The 16,045-nt window shown below is 73.4% G+C and carries 17 protein-coding genes and 1 tRNA gene; 7 read left to right on the top strand and 11 right to left on the bottom strand.

The window, feature by feature from the left end:
* Window positions 1-20 precede the first annotated feature (20 nt).
* From ACZ4K2_RS09090 to ACZ4K2_RS09080, 3 genes are all read right to left on the bottom strand, one after another.
* Window positions 21-752, bottom strand: a complete 732-nt coding sequence (locus ACZ4K2_RS09090) for a nucleotidyltransferase family protein (RefSeq protein ID WP_467471069.1) — start codon at window positions 750-752, stop codon at window positions 21-23.
* 83 nt (window positions 753-835) lie between these two features.
* Window positions 836-1,297: a hypothetical protein gene (locus ACZ4K2_RS09085; RefSeq protein ID WP_467471067.1), complete on the bottom strand. Its 462-nt coding sequence runs from the start codon at window positions 1,295-1,297 to the stop codon at window positions 836-838.
* Window positions 1,298-1,481: 184 nt separating this feature from the next.
* On the bottom strand, window positions 1,482-2,618 hold the full coding sequence (locus tag ACZ4K2_RS09080; protein ID WP_467471065.1) for an ABC transporter ATP-binding protein: 1,137 nt from the start codon (window positions 2,616-2,618) through the stop codon (window positions 1,482-1,484).
* 220 nt (window positions 2,619-2,838) lie between these two features.
* On the opposite strand from ACZ4K2_RS09080, the gene ACZ4K2_RS09075 reads away from it, so the two are divergent.
* A tRNA-Thr gene (locus ACZ4K2_RS09075) sits at window positions 2,839-2,912 on the top strand.
* Between the two features lie 38 nt (window positions 2,913-2,950).
* Here ACZ4K2_RS09075 and ACZ4K2_RS09070 read toward each other — a convergent pair.
* Window positions 2,951-3,862, bottom strand: coding sequence for an aminoglycoside phosphotransferase family protein (locus tag ACZ4K2_RS09070; RefSeq protein ID WP_467471063.1), 912 nt, complete (start codon window positions 3,860-3,862; stop codon window positions 2,951-2,953).
* On the opposite strand from ACZ4K2_RS09070, the gene ACZ4K2_RS09065 reads away from it, so the two are divergent.
* From ACZ4K2_RS09065 to ACZ4K2_RS09055, 3 genes are all read left to right on the top strand, one after another.
* Complete coding sequence (locus ACZ4K2_RS09065) at window positions 3,861-4,514, top strand: rhomboid-like protein (protein WP_467471062.1); 654 nt, start codon at window positions 3,861-3,863, stop codon at window positions 4,512-4,514. The two genes, ACZ4K2_RS09070 and ACZ4K2_RS09065, sit on opposite strands and share 2 nt — an antisense overlap.
* 10 nt (window positions 4,515-4,524) lie before the next feature.
* Window positions 4,525-5,931: an NAD(P)/FAD-dependent oxidoreductase gene (locus tag ACZ4K2_RS09060; RefSeq protein ID WP_467471060.1), complete on the top strand. Its 1,407-nt coding sequence runs from the start codon at window positions 4,525-4,527 to the stop codon at window positions 5,929-5,931.
* Between the two features lie 66 nt (window positions 5,932-5,997).
* Complete coding sequence (locus ACZ4K2_RS09055; protein WP_467471058.1) at window positions 5,998-6,687, top strand: pentapeptide repeat-containing protein; 690 nt, start codon at window positions 5,998-6,000, stop codon at window positions 6,685-6,687.
* Between the two features lie 43 nt (window positions 6,688-6,730).
* Here the strand turns inward: ACZ4K2_RS09055 and ACZ4K2_RS09050 are convergent, their stop codons facing one another.
* Together ACZ4K2_RS09050 and ACZ4K2_RS09045 are read right to left on the bottom strand one after the other, a co-directional pair.
* On the bottom strand, window positions 6,731-7,231 hold the full coding sequence (locus ACZ4K2_RS09050; protein WP_467471056.1) for a hypothetical protein: 501 nt from the start codon (window positions 7,229-7,231) through the stop codon (window positions 6,731-6,733).
* Window positions 7,232-7,399: 168 nt separating this feature from the next.
* Entirely contained in the window at window positions 7,400-7,975 is a 576-nt protein-coding gene (locus tag ACZ4K2_RS09045; RefSeq protein ID WP_467471055.1) for a TerD family protein, read from the bottom strand.
* A 155-nt stretch (window positions 7,976-8,130) separates the two neighbouring features.
* On the opposite strand from ACZ4K2_RS09045, the gene arfB reads away from it, so the two are divergent.
* Complete coding sequence (gene arfB / locus ACZ4K2_RS09040) at window positions 8,131-8,568, top strand: alternative ribosome rescue aminoacyl-tRNA hydrolase ArfB (protein ID WP_467471053.1); 438 nt, start codon at window positions 8,131-8,133, stop codon at window positions 8,566-8,568.
* An 11-nt stretch (window positions 8,569-8,579) separates the two neighbouring features.
* On the opposite strand, the gene ACZ4K2_RS09035 is transcribed toward arfB, so the two are convergent.
* Both ACZ4K2_RS09035 and ACZ4K2_RS09030 read right to left on the bottom strand, forming a co-directional pair.
* Window positions 8,580-9,038: a GNAT family N-acetyltransferase gene (locus ACZ4K2_RS09035; RefSeq protein ID WP_467471051.1), complete on the bottom strand. Its 459-nt coding sequence runs from the start codon at window positions 9,036-9,038 to the stop codon at window positions 8,580-8,582.
* Between the two features lie 63 nt (window positions 9,039-9,101).
* Window positions 9,102-9,593, bottom strand: a complete 492-nt coding sequence (locus ACZ4K2_RS09030; protein WP_467471261.1) for a flavin reductase family protein — start codon at window positions 9,591-9,593, stop codon at window positions 9,102-9,104.
* Window positions 9,594-10,022: 429 nt separating this feature from the next.
* Between ACZ4K2_RS09030 and cdgB the strand changes: the two genes are divergently transcribed.
* Together cdgB and ACZ4K2_RS09020 are read left to right on the top strand one after the other, a co-directional pair.
* A complete protein-coding gene (gene cdgB, locus ACZ4K2_RS09025) occupies window positions 10,023-11,681 on the top strand; it encodes a diguanylate cyclase CdgB (protein ID WP_467471050.1) in 1,659 nt (552 codons plus the stop codon).
* Between the two features lie 118 nt (window positions 11,682-11,799).
* Window positions 11,800-12,744, top strand: a complete 945-nt coding sequence (locus ACZ4K2_RS09020) for a carbohydrate-binding protein (RefSeq protein WP_467471048.1) — start codon at window positions 11,800-11,802, stop codon at window positions 12,742-12,744.
* Here the strand turns inward: ACZ4K2_RS09020 and ACZ4K2_RS09015 are convergent.
* From ACZ4K2_RS09015 to ACZ4K2_RS09005, 3 genes are all read right to left on the bottom strand, one after another.
* Window positions 12,741-13,682 carry a 1-phosphofructokinase family hexose kinase gene (locus tag ACZ4K2_RS09015; protein ID WP_467471046.1) on the bottom strand — a complete coding sequence of 314 codons (942 nt, stop codon included), beginning with the start codon at window positions 13,680-13,682 and terminating at the stop codon, window positions 12,741-12,743. The two genes, ACZ4K2_RS09020 and ACZ4K2_RS09015, sit on opposite strands and share 4 nt — an antisense overlap.
* 123 nt (window positions 13,683-13,805) lie before the next feature.
* Complete coding sequence (gene nagA / locus ACZ4K2_RS09010) at window positions 13,806-14,981, bottom strand: N-acetylglucosamine-6-phosphate deacetylase (RefSeq protein ID WP_467471045.1); 1,176 nt, start codon at window positions 14,979-14,981, stop codon at window positions 13,806-13,808.
* A complete protein-coding gene (locus tag ACZ4K2_RS09005) occupies window positions 14,981-15,958 on the bottom strand; it encodes an ROK family protein (protein ID WP_467471043.1) in 978 nt (325 codons plus the stop codon). Before ACZ4K2_RS09005 ends, nagA begins: the two co-directional genes overlap by 1 nt.
* Between the last annotated feature and the right edge of the window lie 87 nt (window positions 15,959-16,045).

Here is a 16,045-nt window from a genome sequence, read left to right as displayed (position 1 = left end):
ACGCGCCGCCGGCCGGGTCGTCAACGCCCCAGCGCCGCCAGCTCCCTGGCCGCCTCGGTCAGGTCCTTGGCCGTGTCGATGGCCCGCCAGTACGCGCCCTGCGGGATGGGGAACCCGGCGAGCTTCCTCTCCCGGGCCAGCCGGGGGAACGTGGTCCGCTCGTGGTCGCCGCGCTCGGGCAGCAGGGCGGAGAACCCGGGCGAGAACACGTACACACCCGCGTTGATCTCGACCGTCGACGGGGGCGCCTCGATGAAGTCGGTGATGTGCCCGAACCCGTCGGTGCGCACCGCCCCCCACGGGATCCGCGGGCGGGCCAGCGCCAGGGTCGCGACCGCGTCCCGCTCGGTGTGGAAGTCGGCCATGTCCCGCAGGGAGAACCGCGTCCAGATGTCACCGTTGGTGGCGTACCAGGGCTGTTCGGGATGGGGCAGGTGCGCCGCCGCGTAGCGCAGGCCGCCGCCGCGGCCGAGGGGCTCGTTCTCCACGACGGTGGTGACCGAGACGGGCAGGTCGGCCGAGTCCAGCCACTTCCGGAGGACGTCGGCGAGGTGGCCGCAGGAGACCACCACGTCCGTCACGCCTTCCTCGGCGAGCCAGGTCAGCTGGTGGCCGATGATCGGAGTGCCCGTGCCGGGGATCTCGACCATCGGCTTGGGCCGGTCGTCGGTGTACGGACGCAGCCGGGAGCCCTGGCCACCGGCCAGGATCACGGCTTGAGTGGGGCGCGACGCGGCGTTCGGATGGGTCATGACCGCACTGTACGTGGCGCCCCACCGCGGCATGCCGCCGGCAAGGAGCTCCCCCGCGGGGAGCCGTCGCCGGGGCGGTGGATTCAGCCGCGCGCGGCCAGGACGCCCGTGGCGAAGGCCGTGTCGCACACCGGGCGGGCGTACGACTGGGCGCGCGTGGCGCCGTAGATGCGCACCGCCGCCGCACCGAGGGCGCGGGCGAGGGAGGAGCAGTGCCGGGCCAGCGAGGGGCGCCCGTTGACGGCCCGCTGGAGGTGGGTGAGGACCACGCCCGGGTCCTTGTCCTGGAGTTCGGTCAGCAGCCGGTCGCGCAGCACGTCCTGCGGGGCGCGGGCCGTCTTCTCGGCGGGCAGCCCCGCCGACGAGACGTCGGAGGCGGTCAGCACCGAGCCGGAGGGGTTCCCCGTCCAGTTGACCCGGGTGACCGCGAGGGTCCCGGAGAGCACCATGACGACGGGCAGGACGAGGGCGAGGGAGCGGCCGATCCGGCGGGCTGGGCCGCCCCGGTGGCCGCGTCGCGTCTGAGGGGTGGTGGAGTGCTTCACGCGTGTGAGGGTAGCGCCCGGTAATGCACCGAAAACGCTGAGTCACCCCTATGGGGGATGAGAAGGCGCCTCTTTCCGGGTAACGGGTTGACGGCAACCGCCCGGAACCACGGCCCGCCCGGGCACCGGCGCCCACGCGAAGGGCCCCGCGGTCGCACCGCGGGGCCCTGTCGTCGCGCACGGGTCAGTCGGAGAGCCGCTCGCCCGTCGACGTGGAGAACACGTGGGTCTCGCCCGGCCGCGGCAGCACGTGCACCGTGGAGCCCTTCTCCGGCACGGCGCGGCTGTTGACGCGGACCACGAGGTCGCGCTGCTCGCCGCCGACCTCGACGGTGCCGTAGATGTAGCCGTCGGCGCCGGTCTCCTCGACGACGTTCACCGACACGGCGAGACCGGCCGGGGCGCCCGCGCTGTCCTTGGACAGGGACGCGGCGGCGCCGCCGCCCAGCTCGACCACGTCGAAGTGCTCGGGGCGGACGCCGACGGTCACCGTGCGGTCACCCTTGTCGGCGGCGGCCTTGAGCGCCTCCCGGTTGACCGGGACGACGCTGTTGCCGAACTTCACGCCGCCGTCGGCGATCGGGACCTCGACCAGGTTCATGGCGGGGGAGCCGATGAAGCCGGCGACGAAGAGGTTCGCGGGCTTGTCGTACATGTTCCGCGGCGAGTCGACCTGCTGGAGCAGACCGTCCTTGAGGACGGCCACCCGGTCGCCCATCGTCATGGCCTCGACCTGGTCGTGGGTGACGTAGACGGTGGTGATCCCGAGGCGGCGCTGGAGGCCCGCGATCTGCGTACGCGTCGACACGCGGAGCTTGGCGTCCAGGTTGGACAGCGGCTCGTCCATGAGGAAGACCTGCGGCTCGCGGACGATCGCGCGGCCCATGGCGACACGCTGGCGCTGACCGCCGGAGAGCGCCTTCGGCTTGCGGTCCAGGAACTCGGTGAGGTCGAGGATCTTCGCGGCCTCCTCGACCTTCTGCCGGATCTCCGCCTTGTTGACGCCCGCGATCTTGAGCGCGAAGCCCATGTTGTCCGCGACCGTCATGTGCGGGTAGAGGGCGTAGTTCTGGAACACCATGGCGATGTCCCGGTCCTTGGGCGGCAGGTGCGTGACGTCGCGCTCGCCGATGCGGATCGCGCCGCCGTTGACGTCCTCCAGGCCCGCGAGCATCCGCAGCGAGGTGGACTTCCCGCAGCCCGACGGGCCGACCAGGACGAGGAACTCGCCGTCCTCGATCGCGATCTCCAGCGAGTCGACGGCGGGCTTGGTGCTACCCGGGTAGATCCGGGTCGCCTTGTCGAACGTGACAGTGGCCATGGTGAATGGGCCCCCTTCTACCGGCAGGAACGTGCCGGACGATCCGTTGTAGGAAGGTGGTTGGTGTAGTCCACACAGGTGAACCGGTTCTGGACGGTACCTGCCGTTCACCGGCTCTGTCAGTAGTTCCACGCCTGTGAACTTCGGGAAAATTCCCGACGGGGCGGCGCCGGGACGTGGGTACACTGCACAGGCACGGACGCGCCGCGCGCGCGTGCGGGCCTCCTTAGCTCAGCTGGTCAGAGCGCCGCTCTTGTAAAGCGAAGGTCGTCGGTTCGAATCCGACAGGGGGCTCCGGCAGCCCGGGTGGGACCCGTCCCACCCGGGCTTTCTCATGCCAGCCGGCGGGCGATCTCCCACTGCCGGTCCTCGGTCGGGCGGCCGTCCGCCACGTCCCACAGGGTGTTCTGCAGGAGGCGGCCGAGGGTCCAGGCGCGGGCGCGCTCCCGGTCCAGGCCGAGGACGTCGGTCATGGCGTCGAAGCGCCAGCGGACCTCGGCCGCGTCGAAGCGGTTGTCCAGGGCGGGCCACAGCTCGAAGCCGGGGTCGCCGGACAGCGGCTTGGGGTCGATGGCGAGCCAGTCGGCGCGGCCGGCGGCGAGGACGTTCTCGTCGTGCAGGTCCCAGTGGAGGAGCCGGTCGCCGGGTTCGGCGACGACCTCGCGGACGGCGGCGGCGCAGTCGGCGGTCATCCGGCGGGCGGCCGGGTCGGGGATGCGCGCCAGCGCCCACGGGGTCCGCTCCAGCATCGCCCCGGCGACGTCGCCGAGGCGGCGCAGGCCGGGCGGGGCCGGGTGGGCCGTCAGGCGGGCCAGCAGCCGGGCGATGACGAGGACCGTCTCGCGGGTGTCGCCGAGGCCGGCCAGCGGCCGGGTCTCGTCGAGGCGCTCCAGCAGCAGGGTGCCGGTGGCCGGGTCGTGGTCCAGGAGCCGGACGGCCCCCGCGCCGTCCCAGACCCGCAGCGCGACCGGTTCGCCCTCGCTCTCCTCGTCGAGCAACTGGAGCTTGAGGACCGCGCGGACGCCGTCGGCGCGGACGACCGGCAGCACCAGGGCGCTGACGCCGTGCATCGAGGGCCCGTCGAGCCGTAGCCGCCAGCGGTCCAGGAAGCCGGCCGCGAGGTCCGGGAGCGCGGCGACGAACGCCCGGCCCGCGGCGCCGTTGTAGGTCTCCTGCGCCTCGGCCAGCCCGCCCGGGATGTCGATCACGTGGTGGACGATACCGCCGTGCGTGAATCGGCTCATGCGAATTATCCGGGGCCTGCGTGCGGTCGGGACGTACGTCCGCGGGGCTCCCGGCACCTACGTGTGGCTGGGGGCCCTGTTCGTCACGACCGCGGCGCTGCACCACATGCCGCCGGGGTTCGAGGAGCACTTCCTGCGGCACCGGTCGACGAACATCCACGAGCTGTCGCGCAACCCGGTGCGGGTGCTGGTGACGAGCGCGATGTGGATCGAGAGCGGGCACTGGCTGCCGTACGCGTTCCTGTACACGGTGTTCCACGCGCCGGCCGAGCGCTGGCTGGGGACGCTCCGCTGGCTGGCGGTGTGCGCGCTCGCGCACGTCCTGGCGTCGCTGCTCAGCGAGGCCATGCTGCTCGCGGCGATCCGCAAGGGGCTGGCCCCGCTCACGGCGGTGCACACGGTGGACATCGGGGTGAGCTACGCGCTGGCCGGGGTGGTCGCGGTGCTCGTGTACCGGATCGCCGCGCCCTGGCGGTACGGGTACCTGTGCGCGGTGCTGGCCGTGTTCGCGGTGCCGGTGGCGGCCGGGCCGACCTTCACCGACTTCGGCCACCTCGTCGCGGCCCTCATCGGCCTGGCCTGCCGTCCGCTGGTCAGAGGCCGCGGAAAAGCATGGAATCCGAAGGAGACACTGGCCGCTCTCAGGCGTTAACGTCCCGGCCATGAGCAGCTCGGCATGCAGTGTCGTCAACGGTGGCGTCTCGTTCTGGTACGCGGACGACGGTCTTCCGGCGGTGCGGGAGCCGCTGTCCGGGGACGCGTCCGCCGATGTCGTCGTCGTCGGCGGGGGCTACACGGGCCTGTGGACGGCGTACTACCTGAAGAAGGCGGCGCCCTTCCTGCGGATCACCGTGCTGGAGCAGAAGTTCTGCGGGTACGGCGCCTCGGGCCGCAACGGCGGCTGGCTGTACAACGGGGTGGCGGGCCGGGACCGGTACGCGAAGCTGCACGGCCACGAGGCCGCCGTCCGGTTGCAGCGGGCGATGAACGACACGGTGGCCGAGGTGGTCGCGGTCGCCGAGGCCGAGGGCGTGGACGCCGACGTGCACCGCGGCGGGGTCCTCGAAGTGGCCACCTCGCCCGCCCAGTTGGCGCGGCTGAAGGCGTTCCACGAGCACGAGCTGGCGTTCGGCGAGAAGGACCGGGAGCTGTACGGGGCCCGGGAGACCGCGCGGCGGATCCGGGTGGCGGACGCGGTGGGCTCGGTGTGGACGCCGCACGGGGCGCGGCTGCACCCGGTGAAGCTGGTCAAGGGGCTGGCGACGGCCGTCGAGGCGCTGGGGGTGACGATCCACGAGTCGACGCCGGTGACGGAGATCCGCCCCCGGCACGCGGTCACCCCGTACGGCACGGTGCGCGCGCCCTACGTGCTGCGCTGCACGGAGGGGTTCACCGCGTCCCTGAAGGGGCAGCGGCGGACCTGGCTGCCGATGAACTCCTCGATGATCGCGACCGAGCCGCTGTCCGAGGAGCAGTGGGAGCGGATCGGCTGGTCGGGCCGGGAGACGCTCGGCGACATGGCGCACGCGTACATGTACGCGCAGCGGACGGCGGACGGGCGGATCGCGCTCGGCGGGCGCGGGGTGCCGTACCGGTTCGGCTCGCGCACGGACAACGACGGCCGGACGCAGCCGGCGACGGTGGAGGCGCTGCGTGAGATCCTGACCCGCTTCTTCCCCTCGCTCGCGGGGCTCGGGATCGAGCACGCCTGGTCGGGCGTGCTCGGTGTGCCGCGCGACTGGTGCACCACGGTGACGCTCGACCGCTCCACCGGTCTCGGCTGGGCGGGCGGCTACGTCGGCTCGGGCGTCGCGACCGCCAACCTGGCCGCGCGGACCCTGCGCGACCTGGTCCAGCAGGACTCCGGGCAGGGCGGCCGGACCGAGCTGACGGAGCTGCCCTGGGTGAACCACGCGGTCCGCAGGTGGGAGCCGGAGCCGCTGCGCTGGCTGGGCGTGCAGGGCATGTACGCCACGTACCGCACGGCCGACCGCCGGGAGCGGCTGCGCCCGGGCGCGGGGACCTCGCGGCTGGCGGGGCTGGCGGACCGGGTGGCCGGCCGGCACTGACCCGCTCCCGGGGCCGTGGCGCCCCCGCTCGGACGGTTTGTCGGTGGCGGGGTGCAGCATGGGCACATGGTGAGGCGAGCGACGGGAGGCCGGCCCGCGGGCCGGGCGGCGGTGCGGGGCGCGCGGCGGCCGGAGGTGCGGCTGCCGCAGGTGCGGCCGTGGTCCGGCGGCGGGCTGGAGCCGGACGGCGACTACGACGGGCTGGAGCTGAGCGGCCTGGACCTGTCCGGGCAGGACGGCTCGGGCGCCCGGTTCATGGACTGCGCGCTGACGGGGTGCGCGGTGGACGAGACGGTGCTGCGCCGGGCGCGGGTGCTGGACTCGGTCCTGACCGGCCTGCGGGGCGTCGGCACCCAGCTCGCGGAGGCCACGTTCCGCGACGTCGAGCTGGTCGAGGCGCGGCTCGGCGGCACCCAGTTGCACGGCGCCGTGCTGGAGCGGGTGGTGATCCGGGGCGGCAAGATCGACTACCTGAACCTCCGGCAGGCCCGGCTGCGGGACGTCGTCTTCGAGTCCTGCGTCCTGGTCGAGCCTGACTTCTCTGGTGCGCGCCTGGAGCGGGTGGAGTTCCCCGACTGCGCCGTGCGCGGGGCCGACTTCGGCGGCGCGACGCTGACCGACGTGGACCTGCGCGGCGCCGCGCCGCTGGAGATCGCCCGGGGCCTGGACCGGCTGTCGGGCGCGGTGGTCTCCACCGGTCAGCTACTGGATCTGGCCCCGCTGCTGGCGGCCGAGCTGGGGATCCGGGTGGAGTAGGCGTACGGCTTCCCGGCGGCCGGGGGAGGGGCCGCCGGGCCCGTCAGGGCAGGCGCGGGAAGCGGGCCTGGAGGGTCCACAGGGCCGGGTTCTCCGCCAGGTCGTCGTGGAGGTCGGTGAGGTCCGCGATCAGGTCGTGCAGGAAGTCGCGGGCCTCGCGGCGCAGTGCGGCGTGGGAGAAGGAGAGCGGGGACTCCTCGGCCGGCACCCAGTCGGCGGTGACGTCCACCCAGCCGAAGCGGCGCTCGAAGAGCATCCGGTCGGTGGACTCGGTGAAGTCCAGTTCGGCCCGCTGCGGGCGGGCGGCGCGGGAGCCCATCGGGTCCCGGTCCAGCAGCTCCACGATGTCGCACAGCGCCCACGCGAAGTCCAGCACCGGCACCCATCCCCAGGCCGTGGACAGCTCCCGGTCCGTCTTCGTGTCCGCGAGGTACACGTCACCGCAGAACAGGTCGTGGCGCAGCGCGTGGACGTCCGCGCGGCGGTAGTCGGTCTGCGGGGGGTCCGGGAACCGGTTGGAGAGGGCGTAGCCGATGTCGAGCACGGGAGAGATGGTGTCACGCCCGCGGGCCGGGCCCCGCACCCGGGAACACCGAGTGCCCGGACCCGTGCGGACCGTCCCGCGGGGCGCCCGGTGGCACTCCGCCCGGAAGGGGGGAAGCCCCCGGCCCCCGGCCGGCCGGGGGCCGGGGGCGACGGACGCGACCGGGTGTCAGACGTTCACGCCGAAGTCCTGGGCGATGCCCACCAGGCCCGAGGCGTAACCCTGGCCGACCGCGCGGAACTTCCACTCCGCGCCGTTGCGGTACAGCTCGCCGAAGACCATGGCCGTCTCGGTGGCCGCGTCCTCGGACAGGTCGTAGCGCGCGAGCTCGGCGCCGCCGGCCTGGTTGACGATGCGGATGTACGCGTTGCGGACCTGGCCGAAGTTCTGGCTGCGGTTCTCGGCGTCGTAGATGGAGACCGGGAAGACGATCTTGTCGACGTCGGCCGGGAGCGCGGCCAGGTCGACGTTGATCGACTCGTCGTCGCCCGCGCCCTCGCCCGTGCGGTTGTCACCGGTGTGGACGATCGAGTTGTCCGGGGTCTGCTTGTTGTTGAAGAACACGAAGTGGGCGTCCGAGTACACCTTGCCCTGTCCGTTGACCGCGATGGCCGACGCGTCCAGGTCGAAGTCCGTGCCGGTGGTGGTGCGGACGTCCCAGCCGAGGCCCACGGTGACGGCGGTCAGGCCCGGAGCCTCCTTGGTGAGCGAGACGTTGCCACCCTTGGACAGGCTTACAGCCATGTTGGGAGTCCCTTCCTAGGACATCTGCGTATCTGTGCCGACGAAGCTACCGTCACCCGGATCAACGTCGGGAGGGGCCCGGGAGGTTCCGGCTCCCTTTACCTTTTTTACCGAGCCGGAAATCCGGATGACGTGCGCCGGGCCGGACCGGGAACATGGGATGCATGTCCGGGCCCTACCTCATCCGTGGCTCCGTCTCGCTTCCCGAGGCCGAGCTGATGTGGCGTTTCTCCAGGTCCTCCGGGCCCGGTGGACAGCACGTCAACACCAGCGACTCCCAGGTCGAGCTGCGTTTCGACCTCGCACGCACGGAGGCGCTGCCCGCGGTGTGGAAGGAGCGCGCGCTGCACCGGCTGGCCGCCCGCCTCGTCGACGGCGTGGTGACCGTGCGGTCCTCCGAGCACCGCTCGCAGTGGCGCAACCGGGAGGCCGCCGCCGTACGCCTGGCCGCGCTCCTCGCGGAGGCCACCGCGCCGCCGCCGAGGCCCCGCAAGGCGACCCGCGTCCCGCGCGGCATCAACGAGCGCCGGCTGCGGGAGAAGAAGCAGCGGTCGGAGACGAAGCGGGGCCGCTCCGGGCGGGGCTGGGGCTGACCCGGGGCGGGTCAGAGGTCCAGGACGCCCACCGTCTCGCCCTCGACGGTCTCCCCGTTCTTGCGGAAGCCCAGGCGGAGGTAGAACTCCTCGGGGCCGTCCGGGCCGGGGTGCCAGCTGACGTACAGCTCCTTGCCGCCGCGGCGGCGGAGCTCCGCGGCCACGGCCTCGACGGCGAACCGTCCGTACCCCCGGCCCTGTTCACCGGCGGCGATGTTCAGCCGCCACAGACCGGACCGGCGCACGCTGCCGTCCTCGAACCAGTCGATGTCGAAGAACGCCATCAGGAAGCCCACCGCGCGGCCGTCGTCGGTGATCAGCCGGGGCCAGGCGACACCGTCCGGGTGGACGTGGGCCTCGGCCAGCGACCGTACGACGGGAGCGACGTTTTTTTCCTGTTCGGGACGGACGCGGATGTCCACGGCGCGTTCGAAGTTCTCGGGGGTCACTGCTTCCAGGCGTACGGTCATGCGGGCACCCTAGGCGGGCCCGTTCCCGCGGGCCAGGAAATATCGCGGGGCGCGCGTCCCGGCTCAGCCCAGGTGCCGGTACCTGCCGCGGAAGTACAGCAGCGGCCCGCCCTGCGCGCTGGGCAGGCCGGCGGTCAGCACCCGGCCGAGGACCAGGGTGTGGTCGCCGGCGCGCACCCGCTGCTCGGTGCGGCACTCCAGGGTCGCCAGCGCGCCCCCGGCCAGTGGCGCGCCGGTGACCTCGCCGCGGACGTAGGGGATGTCCTCGAAGAGCAGCCGGTCGCTGATGCGCCCCTTCATGGCGAAGCGGCCCGCGATGTGCCGCTGGCTCTCGGCGAGGACCGACACCGCCCACAGCGGCTGCTCGGCGAGCAGGTCGTCCATGCGGGAGCCCTCGCGCAGGCTGACCATGACCAGCGGCGGGTCGAGGGAGACCGAGACGAAGGCGGTGGCGGTCATGCCGACGTCCTCGGCGCCGGGCGCCCCGGGGTCGTCCGGGTCCAGCGGCGGTTCCTGGGCGGTCACCAGGACCACGCCCGCGGCCAGCCGGGTCATGGCGGCCCGGAACTCGTCGTTGCTCACCCCCTCAGCATGCCCGGTGGACTGGGGGGTGGCGGGGGAGGGGGTCTTCAGCACGCCGGAAACGCTAGTCTTCGCCCCGCGCGGTCCGCATCGGCCCCTGGCCGGAACCGGGGCCTAGGACCTCGGACGCAGCCGGGCGCCCGCGGCGGCCCGGGGCGCACGTGGGCCGCACACCGGCCGAATACAGAAACGCCACGCAATTGTTCACGTTCTCCTGTGACTTGAGTCACAAGGGGCAGGAATTGTTGACCCTGTGTACCGAGTGCGGAGCGCGCTGTGATTCAGTGGCGGGGAAGCCGCGAAGAACACCGGGAAAGCACCGCGAAGAGCCGCCGTGAAGACGCGGGAGGACCGCCGGGGACAACCCTTGATTCGCTGCGAGGTCTCGGGGGGAGGGCGAGTATGGAGACCGAGTCGGAGCCGTATGTCCGCCTTGCGTCCCTGCGTCAGCTGCACCAGGTCATGGCCGAGATGAACACGGCACGCAGTCTGGCGGACACGCTGCAGACGGTCGCCGACGGCGCCGTCGGCGCCCTCGGGTACGAGATGGCGGCCGTCAACCTCGTGCAGCCCGACGGCGACCTCGTGGTCGCCGCCTTCTCCGGCAACCCCGCCGCCGAGGCACTGATCACCGGCCGGGTCGGCTCCCGCGAGTCCTGGGAGCGGCGGCTGGGCATGGGCGAGCGCTGGGGCGACCTCGTCTTCATACCGCACACCGAGGGCTGGGTCCTCGACGACGACGACGTCCCGCAGTGGTACACGGACGGGCCCGCGCCCCGCTTCGAGGACGAGTGGCACCCCTCCGACCGGCTCTTCGCGCCCATGTACACCCCCGGCGCGCCGGGCGGCTCCTGCGGCGACCTGCTCGGCGTCGTGTCGGTCGACCGGCCCCGCAACGGCCGCCGCCCCGGCGCCTGGGGCCGCGAGGCCCTCCAGATGTACGCCTTCCAGGCCGCCATCGCGATCAGCAACGCCCGGCTGCGCTCCAACATGCAGCGCGCCCTGGTCCGCCTGGAGCGCGAGCAGCAGGCCCTGCGCGCCAGTGAGGAATCCTTCCGGCAGGCGTTCGAGTACGCCCCCTCCGGCATGGCCATCGCCGAGATGGGCGGCGACCAGCACGGCCGCATCCTGCGCACCAACGACGCCCTGTGCCGCCTGCTCGGCCGGCCCGCCTCCGCGATGCGCCGCTACTCCTTCGCCGACCTGGTCCACCCCGAGGACATCGGCACCCTGCTGCGCACCTCGGCCGAGGGCGGACGGGCCGAGCTGCGGCTCGGCCGGCGCGACGGCAGCTACGTGTGGGTGTCCCTGCGCAACAGCGTGGTGGCGGACGCCGCCGACGGCCCCCGGTTCCTGCTGACCCACGTCGAGGACATAGAGGAGCGCAAGCGGCGTGAACTCCAGCTCGCGCACCGCGCCTCCCACGACTCGCTGACCGGCCTGCCGAACTCCGCGGAGCTGCGCTCGCGCCTGTCGGCCCGGCTCTGCCGGCGCCCCGCCCACGCCGACGCCCTGGAGTCGCTGGACGCGGCCTACGGCCACCCCCCGGTCTTCGACAACCCCGTCGGCCACGGCTTCGACTTCGCCCAGGGCGCGGAGGCGTACGACGCCTACGACCACCACGTGCACACCGCCGCCCCCGACGACGGCCCCGACGACGGCGCCAAGGGCCTCGCGGTGCTCTTCTGCGACCTCGACGGCTTCAAGTCGATCAACGACCGCTTCGGCCACAACGCGGGTGACGCGGTGCTCATCGAGGTCGCCCGGCGCCTCACGCGCGGCGTCCGGGACGGCGACACGGTGGCCCGCCTCGGCGGCGACGAGTTCGTGATCCTCGCCGACGGCCTCGGCCGGGCCGACGCCCAGGACCTCGCCGTACGGCTGCGCAACGAGATCATCCAGCCGATCCGCGCCGAGGGGCGGGCCGTCCGGGTCGGCGCGAGCTTCGGCATCGGGTGGGCGCACTGCGGCATGACGGCCGACGAGGTCCTGAAGTCCGCCGACGAGCGGATGTACGTAGAGAAACGATCTCGTCCCAAACAACATCGTCGGGCGGGATGAACCGCAGGTCAGCGACGTGGTGAGGTCCCAGCCCCCCGTTCGGCCCAGTCAGAGCGGGTAGGCTCGCCCTTCCACACCCGTACCGCATCCACCCGCATCTGTTGAGGAGTACCAAGGGATGACGCCCGGCGACAACGGCCCGAGCACGCCCGAGGACGACGACCCGTTCGGCTACCTGTACGCAGACGGCCAGGCACGGGGAGCCCAGCCGCCGTCCGGCGGTTACGGCTACCCGAACTCGGTCAACAGGGTGCGGGCGGTCGGCGAGCGCCACTACGGCCAGTCGTCGCAGGCCACCTACGGCCAGGCCGCGCCGCAGCAGGGCGCCTACGGCCAGCCGAGCAGCCACTACCAGGCGCCGGAGACGCTGCCCGGCGGTGCCCCGGCCGGCCGCCGGGCGGAGCAGCCCGCGCAGGGTTCCGGCCGCCGCGGCCCGAACACCAAGGGCCTGCTGATCGGCGCGATCGCGGTGGTCGCCGCGGTCGTCATCGGCATCGGCGTCGCGATGATCAACGGCAACACGGACGACGACAAGTCCGGCGACCAGGCCGGCCCCGGCCCGAGCCAGTCGCAGTCCCAGAGCCAGGAGCCGACCCCGACGGGGAGCGGCTCGGCGACGCCGGGCGAGCTGCCGAAGGCCGACGGCGCGGACCAGAGCCTCCAGCTCGCCGGCGGTGCGGCCGCAGCCTCCGACGTCGCCGGGGCCCGGTCGGCGAACGGCAGCTACGTGGGCGGGCTGAACCAGGCCGGTGCCTCAGTGACCTGGACCGTCAAGGACATCCCCGAGGACGGTCCGTACACGCTGTTCGTGAACTACAGCGCCACCGGCGAGGACCAGTCGATGTCGGTCATCGTCAACGGCAAGGAGTTCGGCCGCAAGGTGCGGTTCAAGAACTGGCGGAGCGCGGCCGACGGCGACTTCGCCCAGGGCTGGACCAAGTCCTACGTGTGGCCGGAACTCCAGAAGGGCAACAACACCATCGCCGTCTCCTGCCAGCCCGGCGACAAGTGCAACGTCCTGATCGACCAGATGTGGCTGAAGAAGGGCCAGGTCACGGGCTAGCGGGTGTCCTGGACGGCGGTGGTCTCCCCCGACACCGCCACCCGGCCGAGCAGCTCCTCGTAGGCCGCGCGGTCGAACTCGCCCGCGGTGGCCGCGCGTACGGTCGCCGCCGACAGGGCCGCCGCGCGGGCCAGGCGGTCCGGCCAGGCGAGCCCCTCCAGCAGGCCCGACAGCAGGCCCGCCACCGCCGAGTCGCCCGCGCCGGTCGGGTTGCCGCGGAGCGCGGCGGGCGGGGTCGCCCGCCAGCGGCCCTCGGGCGTGACGGCGAGCAGGCCGTGGGCGCCCAGGGAGGCGACCACCGCACGGGCCCCGCGCCGGCGGGCGTCCTGGGTGGCGCGCGACGGCTCGTGGGAACCGGTCAGTTCGGCGAGTTCGTCGGCGTTCGGCTTGACGATGTCCGGGCGGGCGGCGACCCCGCGGCGCAGGGGCTCGCCGCTGGTGTCCAGCAGCACCGGCACCCCCGCGGCCCGCGCCGTGCGGACCAGGCTCGCGTACGCCCCCACCGGCACCCCGGGCGGCAGGCTGCCGCACAGCGCCACCGCCGAGACCCCGGCCACCAGTTCCTGGTACCGGTCGAGGAAGGCGCCCCACTCGGCCGGCTCGATCTGCGGTCCCGGCTCGTTCAGCTGCGTGGTGTCGCCGGTCAGTTCGTCCGCGACGGCTATCGTGCGCCGGGTCGCGCCCGCGACGGGGACCAGCGCGTCCGTCAGGCCCGGTACGGCCGACAGGTGGCCGCGCACCACCTCGCCGGTGGCGCCGCCCGTGAACCCGGTGACCGTCACCCGGTGCCCGAGGGCGGCCAGCACGCGGGCCACGTTCAGGCCCTTGCCGCCGGGCCGTTCGGCGACGTCCGAGACGCGGTGCGAGGCGTGCGGCCGCAGCGACCGCACACGATAGGTGAGGTCGAGAGCGGTGTTCAGCGTGACCGTGAGGATCACCCGGGCCGACCTCCCTCGAAGTCCCTCTGCCTGTGACGCGGTTTACGGGCTCCCGATCATGCCAAAGAGACGGCGGCCGGCCCAGTCCCGGGTCGGCCGCCGTGGCGTGGAAAACCGGACGGATCAGGCCGGTTGGGGCGCGACGATCCACTCGCCGTGCCGCATCACGCCCTTCAGCGCGAAGTCGGCGTCCAGCAGGACGAGGTCGGCGTCCTTGCCGGGCTCCAGGGAGCCGATGCGGTCGGAGAGGCCGAGCAGCCGGGCCGGGTTGGCCGACAGGGCCGTCACCGCGTCCTCGACCGGCAGCCCGTCGACCGTCACCGCCCGCTGGAACGCGCGGTCCAGGGTGAGCGTGGAGCCCGCGATCGAGCCGCCCTCCACCAGCCGGGCCACGCCCTCGCTGACCTCGACCTCCAGCGGGCCGAGCATGTAGCGGCCGTCGCCGATGCCGGCCGCGTCCATCGCGTCGGTGATGAACGCGACCCGGTCCGCGCCCGCGTGCCGGAACGCCAGCTCCAGCGCCGCGGGGTGCAGGTGCGTGCCGTCGTTGATCAGCTCGACGGTGACCCGCTCGTCCTCCAGCAGGGCGGCGATCGGGCCGGGGGAGCGGTGGCCGAGGGCGGGCATGGCGTTGAAGAGGTGGGTGGCGACGGTGGCGCCCGCGTCGATGGCCTCCACCGTCTGCTCGTACGTCGCGTCCGTGTGCCCGATCGCCGCGATCACGCCGTGCTCGGCGAGCAGCCGGACGGAGTCGACGCCGCCGGGCAGTTCGGTGGCGAGGGTGACCATCCTGGCCTGGCCGCGCGCCGCGTCGATCAGCTTGCGGACCTCGGCCGGGTCCGGATCGCGCAGCAGCTTCTCGGAGTGCGCGCCCTTGCGGCACGGCGAGATGAACGGGCCCTCGAAGTGGATGCCCGCGATGTCGCCCTGCTCGGCCAGCTCGCTCAGCAGCCCGGCCTGCCGGACCAGCAGGTCCATCTCGTCGGTCACGGTGGAGGCGACGAGGGTGGTGGTGCCGTGCGCGCGGTGCGTGTCGATGGCCTTGAGGATGTCGTCGGCCGTGCCGGAGAAGGAGGCGCCGCCGCCGCCGTGGTTGTGCAGGTCGACGAAGCCGGGGACGAGCCAGTGACCGCTCACGTCGACGACCCGGGCGTCCGCCGGGGCGTCGGCGGCGATGCGCCCGCCGTCGACGGCCAGCCGGCCGCCCCGCACCGTCCCGGTGGGGAGCACCATGTTCGCGCCGGTGAGCAACTGCGGGCCGGTGCCGCCCGGAGATCGATTGTCCCGCTCAGTGGCCATCAGGTGCTTACCTCCGCAGTCGTGGGGTGGGTGGACGTCAGCAGGTCCCGGGCGAGCAGCCCGGCGCCCAGGCAGCCGGCGGTGTCGCCGAGGGCGGCGGGGACGATCGCGGGCAGTTTCTGGAAGGTGACCCGGCGCCGGACGGCGTCCCGCAGCGGCCGGAACAGCACGTCCCCCGCCTCGGCCAGCCCGCCGCCGATGATCAGCGTGCCGGGGTCCAGCAGGGTGAGGGCGGTGACCAGTCCGTCGGCGAGCGCGTCCACCGCCTCCTGCCAGACCCGGACGGCGTCGGGGTCGCCGGACGCGACGGCCGCGGCGCAGTCGGCGGCGTCCGCCTCCGGTTTCCCGCAGGTCGCCGCCCATGCCTCGCTGACGGCGGAGGCGGAGGCGTACCGCTCCAGGCAGCCGTGCTGTCCGCACGGGCAGGCGGTGCCCCCGGGCCGCACGACGATGTGGCCGATCTCGCCCGCGAAGCCGTGCGCGCCCGCCTCGACCCGGCCGTCGATGCCGATGGCGCCCGCGATCCCGGTGCCCAGCGGCACGAACAGGAACCGGTCGGCGCCCTTGCCCGCGCCGATCCGGCCCTCGGCGAGCCCGCCGGTGCGCACGTCGTGGCCGAGGGCGACGGGGAGGCCGAGCCGCTCGGAGACCAGCGCGCGCAGGGGGACGTCCCGCCAGCCGAGGTTGGCCGCGTAGGAGGCGATGCCGCGCTCCTCGTCGACGATCCCGGGGACGGCGATGCCGGCGGCGAGGGCCGGGCCGCCGAGGTGCTCGGTGCCGTGTGCGTGCAGTTCGGCCGCGAAGTCGAGGATCGTGTCCACGACCGCGTCCGGGCCGCGCTCGCGTCCGGTGGCGCGGCGGGCGCGGTGCAGCAGCTCGCCGTCGTCCGCGACGAGGGCGGCTTTCATCCCGGTTCCGCCCACGTCCAGGGCGATGACATGTCTCACCACGGGGCCTAGTGTGGCCTTCTCACCCATGAGAGGTCTAGTCCACTCACGTGGTGTAGACCTTACGTGTCCACATATTGAACCGTCAGACAGCAGGGTTGGGGCTTTGAACGTGCG

The sequence above is a fragment of the Streptomyces sp. NPDC025833 genome (genome assembly GCF_055558055.1).
Note: the sequence above shows the minus strand (reverse complement) of the source record. Positions and strands in the feature narration are given on the sequence as shown.